Here is a 14918-nt window from a genome sequence, read left to right as displayed (position 1 = left end):
TAATTCTGATCCGAACTCGCCGGCGCGGTACCCCCGTGCCGGGTCGGCGGGTGTCGCAACTCACGGCAAACCGGTGGCGGCGCGACAGTGCCCCACCGCGACGGCAGGGTGTGAGGAATGAACTCGTACGGTGATCCCAGCTCCTCGCGCGGCCGGGCCCGGATTCCGGGCCAGGACGACGGGCCGGCGGGCGACGCGTACCGTCGCCCGGATGGTGATCCGCGCGGAGTCAACTGGTCGAACGGGTCGGCGAGCGCCGGCCCATCGGCCCGCGCATCGGTCGGCGGGCGAGCATCGGTCGGTGGCTCGGCGAGCGTGCCGCCGTATGGCGGGCCCGCAGCCGGATCGGCCTCGGCGGGCCGGGCCGGGCCGGGCCGCGCCTCGGTGCCGGTCTCCCCGGCGGCACCCGGCCGGGCCTCGGTGCCGGTGTCTCCAGCGCCCGGACGGGGCGGTCGCGCGTCGGTGCCGGTGAGCCCGGCGCCCGGCCGGGCCTCGGTCGGTGCCGCCGCCGTCGGTGCGGCCTCCGCCGGCCGGGCCAGCGTCGGGTCGGCGTCCGTGGGCGGTCCCCCCGGTCGGGCTGCGGTGGCCCGGGCGAGTGTCGGCGGGCCGGGTGGACCGGGTGGGCCCGGTGGGCCGGGCGGCCCGGCCGGACCCGGTCGCGGCGGTCGTGACCCGAACGCGGTGGCCCGGGCCCGCAAGCGCAAGCGGCTGAACATGCTGATCGCCGGTTTCGCGGTCTTCATCATGCTGGCCGGCATCGGCGTGGTCGGGTTCACCTACTACTCGACAAACGTGGTGCTGCCCAAGGAGATCCCGCTGCCGCTCTCCACCACCATCTACATGAAGGACGGCAAGACGCCGGTGGCGAAGCTCGGCAACGAGAACCGCACCTTCGTCACCATCGACAGCATTCCGGAGCACGTGCGCAACGCCGTCGCCGCCGCCGAGGACCGCAACTTCTACCGGCACTCCGGCGTCGACTACAAGGGCATCGCCCGGGCCGCCTGGAACAACCTCTCCGGCGGTGACCGGCAGGGTGCCTCGACCATCACCCAGCAGTACGCCCGCAACGCCTACGAGAACCTTCAGGACGACAGCTACGGCCGGAAGGTGAAGGAGGCGATCCTCGCCTCCAAGCTGAACGACAACTTCACCAAAGACCAGATCATGGAGAACTACCTCAACGTGATCTACTTCGGTCGGGGCGCGTACGGCATCGAGGCGGCGGCTCAGACGTACTTCAAGACCACCACCAAGAAGCTCACCCCGGCACAGGCCGCGGTGCTCGCCGCGCTGATCAAGCAGCCGGTCGCCAGCGCCACCCACCAGGGTTACGACCCGGCCGTCAACGAAACTGACGCCAAGATCCGGTGGGAGTACGTCATCAACGGCATGGTCGAGGAGGGCTGGCTGGGTGCCCCCGGCAAGCCGGAACGCCCGACCGAGTACCCGAAGGTCGAGAAGGTCAAGAAGGACAACGGCTTCGGCGTCGCCACCCCGAGCGGCAACGTGGTCAACTACGTCCGCAAGGAGATGGAGGAGTGGGGCCTCTGCTCCAACTCGGGCGCGCCGGAGAAGCCCAGCTGCGTGGATGAGTTGCGGGAGGGTGGTTACCGGATCACCACCACCATCGACCCGAAGATGCAGAAGGCACTTGAGGAAGTGGCCCAGGTCGGCCGCAAGGGAGCGTTCCTGGCGGATCAGCCGAAGAACCTGATGCCGGCGGTGGTCTCGGTCGAGCCCAAGACCGGCCGGGTGCTCGCCTACTACGGCGGCAACAGCGGCGCGGACTACGACTACGCGGGCATGAACACCGACTCCAACGGGGCCATCGTCGGCGGTCACCCGGCCGGCTCGACGTTCAAGATCTACACCCTTGCCGCGGCCATCGACGCCGGCATCTCGGTGAAGTCGCACTGGGATGCCACCCCGTTCAAGCCGGAGGGCTACGACAACGAGATCATCAACGCCAACCGGGACCTACGCGGGCAGTGCAACAAGTGGTGTTCCCTGGAAGAGGCGACGATCCAGTCGTACAACGTGCCGTTCTTCCACATCGCGGATCAGATCGGCACGGACAAGGTGATCGACATGGCCCGGCGGGCCGGCATCCGCACCATGTGGGACGACAACCTGAAGCCGTACGACCTGACGAAGAACAAGCCGAAGGAGCTTGCGCCGAGCAAGTTCGACCGGGTGGCCGCCTACGGCCAGTACCCGGTCACCGTGCTCGATCACGCCAACGGTCTGGCCACGCTCGCCAACGGCGGCAAGTACAACAAGGCGCACTTCGTGCGGGTGGTGGAGAAGCAGAACAAGCAGACCGGCAAGTGGGACAAGGTCAAGGGCGCGGGTGAGAAGCTCGATCCGAAGCAGGTGATCCGGACGGAGGTCGCCGACGAGGTGACCGCTGTGCTCAAGGAGATCCCGGGCAAGAACAACGCCAGCCTGTCCAACCGCCAGGTGGCCGGCAAGACCGGTACCTGGCAGCTCGGCGACACCGGCAAGAACCAGGACGCCTGGATGGTCGGCTACGACAGGAACGTGGCCACCGCGGTGTGGATCGGTAGCCGCGACAACAAGAAGCGGGCCATCGTCGACCGCAACGGCAAGAACATCAGCGGCGGCAGCCTGCCGGCGCAGCTGTGGAAGCGCTACATGGACGAGGCGCTCAAGAACTACGACCCCTCCGAACTGCCCAGCGTCACCGGCGTCGGGGACAAGGACGCCGGCAACGGCGAGCCGCCGGCTCCGCCGCCTCCGCCGAACAACGGCCAGCAGTGTGAGCCGACCGATCTCCTCTGCCAGCTCGGCGGCGGCAACAACGGCGGCAACAACGGTGGCGGCAACAACAACGGCGGCAACAACGGCGGCGGTCAGGGCAACAACGGCCCCGGCAACCCGGGCGACGGCTTCCCCTTCACACCGCCGGGTGACGGTGGCGGTGGCGGCGGTGGAGTTTTGCCACCGGCGACCACCAACCGGGACTAGTTCCTTCGAGGCCGCGGGCGGCCGGACGTCAGGTCCGGCCGCCCGCGGCTTTTCGCGTACGCCACCACGGTTCGGGACGATCCCGCGTTGGTGGTGGTTTCCGCTTCTGCCCGGTCAGTTGATACGGCAGGATGCACGGTCATGAGCACGCAGTCGACGCCAGGCATCGATGGACCGGATGTTCTCGATCACCCGTCCCGGTCCGACGGCTTCGTCCGAGGACTCTCCGGGCTGATCGGTGGCCCGCTGGGCGACCACGCGATCGCCCGCGATCTGCCCAGCGGGGTGGCCCGCCGGTTCTGGACCGCCGCGCGGATCGTCCTGGCGTTGACGTGCCTGACCCTGGTCCTGCACTGGGTGCAGAAGTCACCCTGCCAGGACGGTGCCTGGACGGACAACGAGCAGTACACACGGTTCTGCTACACCGACGTACTGGCGCTCTACTACGCCGAGAACCTCCACCAGGGCGCGGTGCCGTACCGGGACCACCCGGTGGAGTACCCGGTGCTCACCGGGTACTTCATGGGGGCGCTCGGCCTGCCGGTGCACTCGGTCGGCGAGGGTAACCCCGAGATCAACCAGGGGCAGTGGTTCTACAACCTCAACTTCCTTGTGCTCGGCGCGCTGGCGGTGGCCACGGTCGCGGCGCTGCTCGCGTTGCGCCGCCGGCGGCCGTGGGACGCCGCGCTCTTCGCCCTGTCGCCCGCGCTGCTGGTCACGGCCACCGTCAACTGGGACCTGCTCGCCATCGGGCTGGCCGCGTTCGGGCTGCTGGCCTGGGCGCGTACCGGAAGGGGACTGGGGGCGCGACTGAGCGGAGGACCGCCGCCAGGCAACGCCGGGATGGTGATGGTCGCCCTGGCCGGAGTGCTGCTCGGGCTCGGCGGTGCGGCGAAGATGTGGCCGCTGTTCATCCTCGGCCCGATCCTGGTGCTGGCGATCCGCACCGGGCGGGTCTGGGCCGGCATCCTGCCCATCATCACCGCCGCAGTGACGGTGGTGGCGGTGAACCTGCCGGTGGCGATCCCGTACCGGGAGAACTGGGGCCGCTTCTTCGAGCTCAACACCACCCGCCCGATCGACTGGGGCACCCTCTGGTACATCGGCCGCTACCTGGACGGCAAGGTCGGCGACCCCGCCAGCCAGGGGCCGTTCCAGTGGCTCGACGCCAACATCCCCACTCTCAACTGGGTGTCGTACGCGCTCTTCGGGCTGGCCTGCCTCGGCATCGGCCTGCTCGCGCTGCTCGCCCCGCGCCGGCCCCGGCTCGCCCAGCTCGCCTTCCTGGTGGTCGCTGCCTTCCTGATCTTCAGCAAGGTCTGGTCGCAGCAGTTCGTGCTCTGGCTGCTGCCGCTGCTGGTGCTCGCCCGACCCAAGTGGGGTGCCTTCCTCGCCTGGCAGGCAGCCGAAGTCGGCTACTTCGTCGCCTTCTACGGCGAACTGCTCGGCACCTCGACCGGTACCCCGGTCTTCCCGGAGGGCGTGTTCGTGCTGGCCGCCAGCCTGCGACTGGCCACGGTGGTGGCGCTCTGCGTGCTGGTCGTACAGGAGATCCTGCACCCGGAGCGCGACGCGGTCCGTCGCACCTACCCCGACGACCCGGACGGCGGCCTCTTCGACGGCAGCCCCGATGCGCCCTGGCTGGAGCGATGGCGGGCCCGGCGCGCGACCAACGCGCCGACCCCGACCCCCGCCGCCGCCACCTGATGCCGGCCGCCGACCGGATCCGCTAGAGACGGAACACGACGACCGAGCCGAGTTCCTCGCGGGTGATGCCCAACGCCTCCACCGGCGCGTTGATGCTTGTCTCCCACGGCGTGCCGGCGATCCGGTCGCGCAGCACCAACACGTTGTGGACGCCGAGGGTGCGCAGGTAGTCGACGCTGGCCTGGTCGGGGAAGGCCATCGTGACCCGGCGTACGTCGTCCAGTTGGCGAGGGGTAAAGCCGCTGCCCCCGTTGACGACCTGTTGGAACCGCGTCGTTGACCAGAGCATCACCGGTTGGTCATGGTTCTGCCCGCTGGGCAGTACCAGCAACGGACCGTCGACCGTACGCATGGCGGCCGGCTGCGGTGGCACCACCGGGTGCGGAGTGGTGTTGGTCCCCTCGGCGATGACCAGCAGCAGCGGGACCAGGGTGGCCAGACGCAGCCACGGGCTCGGCCAGGCGGGGATCCGTTCGGCGGAGATCTCCCGGACCCGCTCGGCGAACGCCGCGACCGCGCCGGCCGCGAGCAGCCCGAGCAGGAGGGTGGCCCAGAGCATGAGCCGTCCCGGCGTCCGGATGGCGGACCAACCCGGCAGGTAGTCGAAGAGCGGCGTGTAGGTGAAGCGACCGCCGAAGAACTCGGTGCCCATGGACAGCGTCATCGTCACCAGCACGCCGGCGAGCAGCAGCAGGCGGTGGCGGAGCTTCCAGATCGAGAAGAACAGGCCACCGGCGGCGAGCGCGTAGAGCACGAAGCCGGGTAGCAGGGTCATCTCCGGATGCCAGGGCAGCAGCGAGCGGGCGCCCTCGTGCAGGCCGCCCCAGATGCGGGATTCCGCCGGGGCGGTGACGAAACCGCTGACCGGTGGCGAGAAGACGGCGACGTCGTCGATGCTGCGTTCCGCGTGCGGATGCAGGTGGGTGACGGTGAAGTACGGCATGGCCAGCAGCACGCCGGCCCCGGCGAAGATCAGACCGCCGATCACGTCGGCGGCGAAGAGACGCTGACCGAAGGGCCGCTTCACCCGCCAGAAGATCCGCTTCGCGTACCAGACGACGACGCTTACGAGCACCGCACCGGCGAGGAAGTACGCGAACGGCAGGCCGATGCCGAAGCCGAGGCTGAGCTGCCAGGTCGCCACGAGCCAACCGGTGTAGACCCAGCCCTCGTGCCGGCGCTCGGGCCGGTAGCCGTGCCGCAGCGACCAGCCGTGCCCACGAGCGAGCATGGCCAGCGCCAGCGGGATGCCACCGTTGGAGATGATGTGCAGGTGACCGGCCTGAGCCAGCAGCCACGGCGCGTACGCGTAGCTGGCCCCCGCCACGGCGGAGCCGATCCGGCCCGCCCCGAGCTGCCGCGCCAGCACGTACGCGCCGAACGTGGCGAGCGCGTGCGCCAGTACGAACATGATGTTGTAGCGGACGAGCGCCGCCTCCGGCCCAACACCGATCATGCCGGCCGGCGCGTAGCCGAGCAGCGTGTCGGAGAAGGCGAAGCTCCAGCGTTCCGGGTAGAACGCGTTCGCGTGCCACAGCTGGCTGGGGTCGGTCAGCAGGATGTGCCCGGACCAGGCCATCTGCCACGCCTGGAGGCTCGGGTCCCAGTAGTCCTGCGGCAGCGTGTGCCGGGCGTAGCGCAGCGTGGGCCAGGTCATCAGCACGGCCAGCGCGAGCGAGCCGAGGGCGGCCAGGGTCCACTCGTGGATCAGGAGCCGGCCGAACCGTCGGGCTGTCCGCCCGTACCAGGTCGGCACCGGGTCGGGAGCCGGCCCGAAGGAGGCCCAGGGATCCTTCTCGGCGCCGTCCGCCGGGTCCTTCTCCCCGCTCTTGTCGGCCTGGCCGACGCTCCGGCCAGGCCGACGCCGCCACCATCGCCCAGCCTTGTCCTTGCCGACCGTGGCCGCCGCGGTTCCGTCCTTGCCGTCTCCGTCGCCCGCATCCTTGCCAGCCTCGGCCTTGCCAGCCTCGGCCTTGCCAGCCTCGGCCTTGCCAGCCTCGGCCTTGCCAGCCTCGGCCTTGCTGTTCTCGGTCTTGCCGTTCTTGGTCTTGCTGTCTTCGGTCTTGCTGTCTTCGGTCTCGCGGTCCTCGGCCTTACCGGCCGCGGTCTTGTCGGCGGTGGCGGTTCGGCCCTCGCCGGTCTGACCCTTGCCGTCTCCGCCGGTCTTGTCGGCCGGGGCCACGGTGGTCGCGCCGCTGTCGGCGGTGGCGTCCTTCGGATCGTCCTGGTTGGCCGCTCGCCCGTTCCTGGCGTCGCTGTCGGGTTCGCTGCTCTGGTCGGACTTCTCCTCGCTGACCGCGCCCGCGCTGTCCCGGTCGCCGCCGGTCTTGCCCCTCCTCATCGCGCCGACGTCTCCCCGCCGAGCTGTCCCCGCAGGAAGTCGATGTCGCCGCTCTGCCCTGTGGCACCGCCGGGCGTCTCGACGATGACCGGCGCCCCCGCCGCCCGGATCACCGCCACCACCAGTTCCGGGTCGATGGTCCCGCCGCGCAGGTTGTCGTGCCGGTCGCGACCCGACCCGAAGCCGTCCTTGGAGTTGTTGGCGTGGATCAGGTCGATCCGCCCGGTGATCGCCTTCACCCGGTCGACCAGACCGAGGAGCTCCTCCCCACCCGCATGGGCATGGCAGGTGTCGAGACAGAAGCCGACCTGATGGTCACCGATGGCGTCCCACAGTTGGGCGAGCGCGTCCAGCCGGCGTGCGCAGGCGTTCTCGCCGCCGGCGGTGTTCTCGATCAGCACCGGCAGCCCGAAGCCGCCCGACTCCTCTGCGTACGCCAGGGCCTTTCGCCAGTTGTCGAACCCGGTGCCGGGGTCGTCGCCGGAACTGACGTGCCCGCCATGCACCACCAGCCCCTTGGCGCCGATGGCCGCCGCCGCTTTCGCGTGCGCGAGCAGCAGCTTCCGGCTCGGGATCCGGATGCGGTTGTTGCCTGTGGCTACGTTCACCACGTACGGCGCGTGCACGTAGATGTCCACGGCCGCGGTGCGCAGCCGTTCCGCGTCCGCCCGGGGCTGCGGTGCCTTCCAACCCTGCGGGTCAGAGAGGAAGAACTGCACGGCGTCGGCGGCACGGGCGGTCGCCTCCGCGAGCGGGTCCGTGGGATCGACGTGGGCTCCGATACGCATGCAGGCGAGCCTACGTCGCGTGGGCGACAGCCGGGGTGACGCCTGCCGTGCCGCTCGCGTCACCACACCCGACCGAAGTCGTTGATACCTGTGGATCCGACAACAGGTACGCCCGGTGTTCCGGCCCGTCGAAGGGGGCCGCGTCCGGATCGACAGGTCTGGGACGGTCGAGAATATTGTCGGTAATTTTTGGGTTTGCCCCATCGTCCGCCTGCTTTCGCGATAACGTCAGGTAACAACGTGATAAAGCTCCGCGGGGCGTCTCTGGTCCAACCTCATCGGTGTGGTCGTTCCTCCCCAGGTCCCACCCAAGGAATGCGGACGAGGCGCCCCGCGGTCATGCCATCCGGGGGCCCGGGTCGACAGCGACGTCGTCCCGGGCCCCCGGATTCGCTGCGCCCGTCACCTCGCTGCTGGTGATCGTCCGGGCCGGGTATCCTGGTCCGGTTGTCCGTCCCCGGGACCGGGTCCACCGGAACGGGATGGGCCACGACGCACGACCTCCTGCCACGGAAGGACCGTGGCCGCTTAGCCCACAGGAGGTGAGCACGTCTTGCGTCATTACGAGATCATGGTGATCCTCGACCCCAGCCTCGAGGAGCGCACCGTCGCCCCGTCGCTCGACACGTACCTGAACGTGATCCGGACCGCGGGTGGCTCGGTGGAGAAGACCGACGTGTGGGGCCGCCGGCGCCTCGCGTACGAGATCAACAAAAAGGCCGAGGGCATCTACGCCGTGGTCGACCTCCAGGCGACGCCGGAGGCCGTGGCCGAGCTGGACCGTCAGCTCCGCCTCAACGAGTCCGTGCTGCGCACCAAGGTCATCCGGCCGGAGATGCGCTAGCAATCCACCCCGGCCCCACCGGAACAGCCTCATCACTGCTGTCGGAGGGTTCTGAGAACCTGTACGGCGGAACGGATGAGCGCGCGAGGAGTTGGTCATGGCAGGAGACACCACCATCACGGTCATCGGCAACCTGACCGATGACCCCGAGTTGCGGTTCACCCCCTCGGGGGCGGCCGTCGCCAAGTTCCGGGTCGCCTCGACGCCCCGGTACATGGACCGGCAGTCCAACGAGTGGAAGGACGGCGAGCCTCTGTTCCTCTCGTGCACCGTCTGGCGTCAGGCCGCGGAGCACGTGGCGGAGTCGTTGCAGCGCGGTGCCCGCGTGATCGTGTCGGGCCGGCTGCGCCAGCGGTCCTACGAGACTCGCGAGGGTGAGAAGCGCACCGTCATCGAGCTGGAGGTCGACGAGATCGGCCCGTCGCTGCGCTACGCCACGGCGAAGGTGCAGAAGATGTCCCGCTCCGGTGGCGGTGGCGGCGGCTTCGGTGGCGGTGGTGGTGGTGGCCAGGGCGGCGGCGGAGGAAACTTCGACGACCCCTGGGCTTCGGCCGCACCAGCCCCTGCCCGTTCGGGTGGCGGCAACTTCGACGAGGAGCCTCCGTTCTAATGGCGCCGAGCGCCCGTGATCGTAAACCAGGAGCAAGAGCAATGGCGAAGGCTGCGGCACTGCGCAAGCCGAAGAAGAAGGTGAACCCGCTCGACAAGGACGGGATCACCTATATCGATTACAAGGACACCGCGCTGCTGCGCAAGTTCATCTCCGACCGCGGCAAGATCCGCGCTCGGCGGGTGACCGGCGTTACCTCGCAGCAGCAGCGGCAGATCGCCCGTGCGGTCAAGAACGCCCGTGAGATGGCGCTCCTGCCGTACACCGCGACGGCCCGCTGAGAGGACGCACCGACATGAAGATCATCCTGACTCAGGAGGTGTCCGGGCTCGGTGCCCCGGGCGACATCGTCGAGGTCAAGAACGGCTACGGCCGTAACTACCTGCTTCCGCAGGGCTTCGCGATCGCCTGGACCAAGGGCGCGGAAAAGCAGGTCACGCTCATCAAGCGGGCCCGCTCTGCCCGTGAGATCCGCGACCTCGACCACGCCAACGAGGTGAAGGGCCAGCTCGAGGGCCTCAAGGTCAACCTGAAGGCCCGCGCCGGCGACGGTGGTCGGCTCTTCGGCTCGGTCACCTCGGCCGAGATCGTCGACGCCGTCAAGGCCGCCGGTGGTCCGTCGCTGGACCGGCGCCGGCTGGAGCTGGGCGGCCACATCAAGTCGGTCGGTACGCACCCGGTGCGGATCAAGCTGCACCCCGAGGTGACGGCCACCTTCAACCTCAACGTCGTGCAGGGCTGAACCCCCGCCGACCGCACGTGACCGGGCCCGCACCATCCATCGGTGCGGGCCCGCTCGCGTCCCGACCGGCGGGTCAGCCGATCGGCTGACCCGTCACCGCACTGATCATCACGGTGGACAGACCGCCACCGACCACCGCCGCAGCGAGCGCGATCGTGGTCGACTTCCAGGTCGTACCCACCCTTCGCAACAGCATCGCGACCACCAGGCTGCTCGCCAGCGCCAGCCCGAAACGCGGTATCCCGGCCACCATCGCACCGAACGCCCGGGCCCGCTGCGAATCACACCCACCGCCGCTGATGTCCGTCACGCATCCCGCCGGCGGCGTGCCGTCGAGCGTCAACAGCCAGACGAAGATCACCATCGCCGGCAGGACATAACACGCCGCCGTGTAGAGCAGCGGCAGCCACGGACCCCCCGGATCCGGGTCGAGCAGGTCGTCCTCCAGGCGACGGTTCCAACTGCCGGCACCGACCGCCTCGATTCCCCGCCGCACGGCCGCAATACCGACCGGCCGGGCCGGCGGTGCCGGAGAGGCCGCCCGCCGCCGGGGCGCCGCGCGCGGACGCGGCGCCGTGTAACCGACCACCGGGGAGCGCGGCGCCGACGCACTCGCGTCAACCCAACGCGGATCGTCCCCGGCCAGCCGGGTCCCCGGCCAGAAGCCCTCCCGCGCCGGTTCCGGTTCGGCCGGCTCCGCCCAGGACCACTGCCCCGCACCGGACGTCGCACTCGAACGCGGCGGCTCCGTACGATCCCACCGGTCCGGGCCGGAGCGCCGATAGGACTCCTGCTGCCGGCCCCGCCCGGCCGTCTCGCCGTCCCGGTCCCACTGACCGGTGACCTCGGCGTCGGGCTGGAGCCACTGACCGGTCACGTCGGCGTCGGGCTGGAGCCACTGACCGGTCCGATCAGGCTCGATCCACTGGTCCGCGTCGGTCGCCCGCAACCACTGGCTCGTGCTGTCGGCGTCCCAGGGATCGGCGGGTTCCGCTTCGGCGCGCCGATCGACACCAGCGGGTTGCTGCCAGGCCTGCAGGCCAGAAGCATCCCACGGGTCCACCGCCGGCCGGCTCTCCGGCCGCGTACGGCTGCGCGACTCAGCCGACCGCTCCCAGGGTTCCGCCGACCGCTCCCACGGGTCCACCGCCGGCTCGGCGGCCGGCTCCACCGCGCGTCGGCGACGCCGCGTGGGCGACTCGGCGGCTGGCTCCGCGTCAGCCTCCTGCTGCCCCTCATCCTCCAGACCCGACCAGGTCACCTGGCGGCGGCGGGACTGCGCCCGACGGGGGCGGCTCCGTGGCGCCACCCCGGAGACCGGATCGTCCTCCTCGGCCCGGCGGCTACCGACGTACCCCTCTTCCTGAGGGCGGTCGAAGGTCCACTCCCGAGTGTGGTCGGACACCGGCTCCGCAGCCGAGTCGCGCCAACTCGGCTCGGCCGCACGCCGGCCTCGGCTCGCTCCGGTGTCGGCCGCCCGGCGGCTGCGCGGGCTCTCGGCATCCGCGGCCCGCTCGGCCCAACTGGTCTCGGTCGAGCGCCGACTGCCCGCATAACGCGGGCGTTCGGCCTCGTCATCGTCGTCCGGGGCAGCGTGCCGGCCGCCACCGTCGACGCTGCGTACGCCCGACTCCAGCGCCCAGCGCGGCAGGTACGACTCCTCCGGCTCATCCTGGCCGCGCTCGATGGCGCGGCGACGGCTCGGGGTGCGGTAACGCTCAGCGGATGACTCGTAACGCTCGTCCGGGGACTGGTCGACGGGATCGGCCCACCGTCGCTCGCGCGGGCCATCCTCCCCGCGTGCCCAGTCCCGGTAACTCACGGCCGGAGCGTGACCCTTCTCAACCGAAAGCGCAATCCGCTGTCCAGGTGTAGCCGTAGAGCACAGATCCTACGGGACTATCAGGACAAAGCCCTACTCGAAAGTTACGTCCACAGCATGGGGATAGTACCTGCCCAGGTCAGCGACGTGTGAGGCCAAATTCCCCATCGGTTATCCACACCCTGTGCACAGCCTGCCCACACCTTCACCCACCGGCATCCACAGGTTGTCCCGAGGCTCATCCACCGCCCTGGTTGAGTGGCTGACCTCGGGTTCCGTATGGTTAGCCCCCGACCGGCCGCCCGATGGCCCCCGATCGACGCGGACGGTCGACGTTGTCGCACGCGGGCGATAAGCCTGGAACCGATCCGACGCAGTGGAGGGGGGCCCGGGTGTCGGTCACCGACGACATGCGGACGGAGTCGTTCCCGGGTGGTGGGCCGCCCTCCGGACCGCCACCCCGCGACGGCCAGTTCGACAAGACGCCACCCCAGGACGTCGCCGCCGAGCAGTGCGTTCTCGGCGGCATGCTGCTGTCCAAGGACGCCATCGCCGACGTCGTCGAGATCCTCAAGACCAACGACTTCTACCGGCCGGTGCACGCCACCATCTTCGACATCATCCTGGAGATCTACGGCCGGGGTGAACCGGCCGACGCGATCACCGTCGCGGCAGCCCTGGCGGACTCCGGCGACCTGGCCCGGATCGGTGGCGCGCCCTACCTGCACACGCTGATCGCGAGCGTGCCGACCGCCGCGAACGCGGCCTACTACGCCCGCATCGTCAGCGAGCGGGCCGTGCTGCGGCGGCTGGTCGAGGCCGGCACCCGGATCGTGCAGCTCGGCTACGGCACCGGCGGTGGTGGCAGCCGCGACGTCGACGACGTCGTCGACCTGGCCCAGCAGGCCGTCTACGACGTGACCGAGCGCCGGGTCAGCGAGGACTTCGCCGTACTCGCCGACATGCTCCAGCCGACCCTCGACGAGATCGAGGCGGTCGGTGCCCAGGGCGGCGTGATGACCGGCGTACCAACCGGCTTCACCGACCTGGACCGCCTGCTCAACGGCCTGCACGCCGGTCAGTTGATCATCGTGGCGGGGCGGCCCGGCCTCGGCAAGGCGCTGGCGCTCGATACACCGCTGCCGACCCCAACCGGCTGGACCACCATGGGTGAAGTGCAGGTGGGCGATCAGCTTCTCGGCGCTGATGGCCTGCCCACGACCGTCACCGATGCCTTCGAGACACGCTATGACCGCCCCTGCTATGAAGTTGAGTTCTCTGACGGGTCGACAATCGTCGCTGATGCCGAGCACCTGTGGAAGACGACAACCAGGGCCATGCCGCAGGGTGTCGCCGGAGCCCCCCGCACCTTCAACTGGTCACCGGAAGCCGTGCACAAAGTGCGTCGCCTCGCGGCTGGCCCTGCCGCCCGCGTCTACTCTGTGCGCGACCCGTATGGCACGCTTCTGAACCGAGTAGCGGGTCGGGACACAGCCATAGTGGTTGCACGGCGGTCCGAGGTGGTGACCACTGAGCAGATCCTGGCCACGCTCAGGACGCAGACCACTGACCGCCGACCGAACCACGCCGTCGTGAACGCCAAGCCCATCCAGCTGCCGGAACGGCTCCTTCCGGTCGCGCCCTACACGCTGGGTGCGTGGCTCGGGGACGGGCACAGTGCGGGAAGCCGGATAACGACCGCCGACCCGGAGATTCTGCGACTGATCGAGCAGGATGGGTTCCGCACCGAGCAGTCGAAGGCCATGCCACTGCTGTACTCGATCTCGCCCGTACGCGAATGCGGGTGCGTCGGCCGCAGCGATTGCCCTCGCTGCTGCGGCCAGCCGCGTTCACTAGCGGAGCTACTGCGGTCAGCCGGCGTGCTGAACCACAAGCACATTCCCCGCCAGTACCTTCGCGCCAGTGAGCGACAGCGCCGCTCGCTTCTCGCTGGACTGCTTGACACCGACGGCACCGTCGGCGCGTCGGGCAACGTGCAGTTCACCACGACCGCCCTGAGGCTGGCAGACGACGTATACGAGCTGGTCGTCAGCCTGGGGTATCGGTGTTCAGTAACCCGAAAGGTCGTGCAGGGCGGAACCTCCGAGTCCTCCGTCGCATACACCCTGAACTTCACGACAACGGACGAGGTGTTCGGCCTGTCGCGGAAGCGCGAGGTTCACCTGGCGCGTCGGAGTGACAGCAGCGCCCGGACCGGCAGCCGGTACATCGTTGATGTTCGTCCAGTACCGAGCGTCCCGGTCCGCTGCGTGACCGTCGACAACGAGGACCACCTGTACCTGGCCGGTCGGTCAATGATTCCGACGCACAACAGCACCGCGAGCATGGATTTCGCTCGCAACGCCGCTATCAGGGCGAACCAGGCGGCGGCGATTTTCTCGCTGGAGATGAGCAAGGTCGAGATCGTCATGCGGCTGCTCTCGGCCGAGGCGCGGGTGCCCCTGCACGTGCTGCGTAGTGGGCAACTCTCCGACGACGACTGGACGAAGCTGGCCCGCTGCATGGGCGAGATCAGTGAGGCCCCGCTCTTCGTCGACGACACGCCGAGCATGAACCTGATGGAGATCCGGGCCAAGGCCCGCCGGCTCAAGCAGCGCCACGATCTCAAGCTGATCGTCGTCGACTATCTCCAGCTGATGACCTCGCCGAAGCGCACCGAGAGTCGGCAGCAGGAGGTCGCGGACCTGTCCCGGGGCCTCAAGCTGCTGGCCAAGGAGGTCGAGTGCCCGGTGATCGCGGTCAGTCAGCTGAACCGTGGCCCCGAGCAGCGCACCGACAAGCGCCCCCAATTGTCCGATCTGCGTGAATCGGGGTCTATAGAACAGGATGCCGACGTTGTCATCCTTCTGCACCGTGACGACTATTATGACAAAGAGTCGCCGCGGGCCGGGGAAGCGGATTTTATAATCGCCAAACACAGGAATGGTCCGACCGACACGGTGACCGTGGCAGCCCAGCTACACCTGTCGAGATTCGTGGACATGGCAATCGTGTGAGCCGATTCGAAAACCGGTTGTCGCCGGACCAGATAGCGGAGGCGGGCCAATACGGC

Annotated in this window: 10 protein-coding genes; 7 read left to right on the top strand and 3 right to left on the bottom strand. The window is 69.4% G+C overall.

Annotated elements, in window-relative coordinates; all coding sequences use genetic code 11:
• Positions 1 to 117: 117 nt before the first annotated feature.
• Both AC507J_RS04240 and AC507J_RS04235 read left to right on the top strand, forming a co-directional pair.
• The gene (locus AC507J_RS04240; protein ID WP_496287725.1) at positions 118 to 2991 is read left to right on the top strand and encodes a transglycosylase domain-containing protein; all 2874 of its coding nucleotides are present in this window, start codon (positions 118 to 120) and stop codon (positions 2989 to 2991) included.
• A 141-nt stretch (positions 2992 to 3132) separates the two neighbouring features.
• Positions 3133 to 4698 (top strand): glycosyltransferase family 87 protein, encoded by a 1566-nt coding sequence (locus tag AC507J_RS04235; protein WP_496287724.1) that lies wholly within the window; start codon positions 3133 to 3135, stop codon positions 4696 to 4698.
• A 22-nt stretch (positions 4699 to 4720) separates the two neighbouring features.
• On the opposite strand, the gene AC507J_RS04230 is transcribed toward AC507J_RS04235, so the two are convergent.
• Positions 4721 to 7039, bottom strand: a complete 2319-nt coding sequence (locus tag AC507J_RS04230) for a putative glycosyltransferase family protein (RefSeq protein ID WP_496287723.1) — start codon at positions 7037 to 7039, stop codon at positions 4721 to 4723.
• Positions 7036 to 7827 (bottom strand): deoxyribonuclease IV, encoded by a 792-nt coding sequence (locus AC507J_RS04225; protein WP_496287722.1) that lies wholly within the window; start codon positions 7825 to 7827, stop codon positions 7036 to 7038. The genes AC507J_RS04230 and AC507J_RS04225 overlap by 4 nt, the downstream gene beginning before the upstream one ends.
• A gap of 553 nt (positions 7828 to 8380) precedes the next feature.
• On the opposite strand from AC507J_RS04225, the gene rpsF reads away from it, so the two are divergent.
• The 4 genes from rpsF (at position 8381) to rplI (ending at position 10023) form a co-directional block, all read left to right on the top strand.
• A complete protein-coding gene (rpsF, locus tag AC507J_RS04220; RefSeq protein ID WP_013736576.1) occupies positions 8381 to 8671 on the top strand; it encodes a 30S ribosomal protein S6 in 291 nt (96 codons plus the stop codon).
• Between the two features lie 97 nt (positions 8672 to 8768).
• A complete protein-coding gene (locus AC507J_RS04215) occupies positions 8769 to 9281 on the top strand; it encodes a single-stranded DNA-binding protein (protein ID WP_496287721.1) in 513 nt (170 codons plus the stop codon).
• Positions 9282 to 9322: 41 nt separating this feature from the next.
• A complete protein-coding gene (rpsR, locus tag AC507J_RS04210) occupies positions 9323 to 9562 on the top strand; it encodes a 30S ribosomal protein S18 (protein ID WP_007073789.1) in 240 nt (79 codons plus the stop codon).
• A 14-nt stretch (positions 9563 to 9576) separates the two neighbouring features.
• A complete protein-coding gene (gene rplI / locus AC507J_RS04205) occupies positions 9577 to 10023 on the top strand; it encodes a 50S ribosomal protein L9 (protein WP_496287720.1) in 447 nt (148 codons plus the stop codon).
• 73 nt (positions 10024 to 10096) lie between these two features.
• Here the strand turns inward: rplI and AC507J_RS04200 are convergent, their stop codons facing one another.
• Positions 10097 to 11845 carry a hypothetical protein gene (locus tag AC507J_RS04200; RefSeq protein ID WP_496287719.1) on the bottom strand — a complete coding sequence of 583 codons (1749 nt, stop codon included), beginning with the start codon at positions 11843 to 11845 and terminating at the stop codon, positions 10097 to 10099.
• A 410-nt stretch (positions 11846 to 12255) separates the two neighbouring features.
• Here AC507J_RS04200 and dnaB point away from each other — a divergent pair, with 410 nt between their 5' ends.
• Entirely contained in the window at positions 12256 to 14862 is a 2607-nt protein-coding gene (gene dnaB / locus AC507J_RS04195) for a replicative DNA helicase (RefSeq protein WP_496287904.1), read from the top strand.
• The last annotated feature ends 56 nt before the right edge of the window (positions 14863 to 14918 follow it).

The organism is Micromonospora sp. PRAS1 (assembly GCF_059553435.1).
The sequence above is the reverse complement of the archived record's forward strand: the minus strand, read 5'-3'. Positions and strand labels throughout refer to the sequence as shown.

Bases quoted from the DNA above. Each gene is read 5' to 3' on its own strand.
- AC507J_RS04240 (WP_496287725.1), top strand. From the start codon at position 118: ATGAACTCGTACGGTGATCCCAGCTCCTCGCGCGGCCGGGCCCGGATT.
- AC507J_RS04235 (WP_496287724.1), top strand. From the start codon at position 3,133: ATGAGCACGCAGTCGACGCCAGGCATCGATGGACCGGATGTTCTCGAT.
- AC507J_RS04230 (WP_496287723.1), bottom strand. From the start codon at position 7,039: ATGAGGAGGGGCAAGACCGGCGGCGACCGGGACAGCGCGGGCGCGGTC.
- AC507J_RS04225 (WP_496287722.1), bottom strand. From the start codon at position 7,827: ATGCGTATCGGAGCCCACGTCGATCCCACGGACCCGCTCGCGGAGGCG.
- AC507J_RS04215 (WP_496287721.1), top strand. From the start codon at position 8,769: ATGGCAGGAGACACCACCATCACGGTCATCGGCAACCTGACCGATGAC.
- rpsR (WP_007073789.1), top strand. From the start codon at position 9,323: ATGGCGAAGGCTGCGGCACTGCGCAAGCCGAAGAAGAAGGTGAACCCG.
- rplI (WP_496287720.1), top strand. From the start codon at position 9,577: ATGAAGATCATCCTGACTCAGGAGGTGTCCGGGCTCGGTGCCCCGGGC.
- dnaB (WP_496287904.1), top strand. From the start codon at position 12,256: ATGCGGACGGAGTCGTTCCCGGGTGGTGGGCCGCCCTCCGGACCGCCA.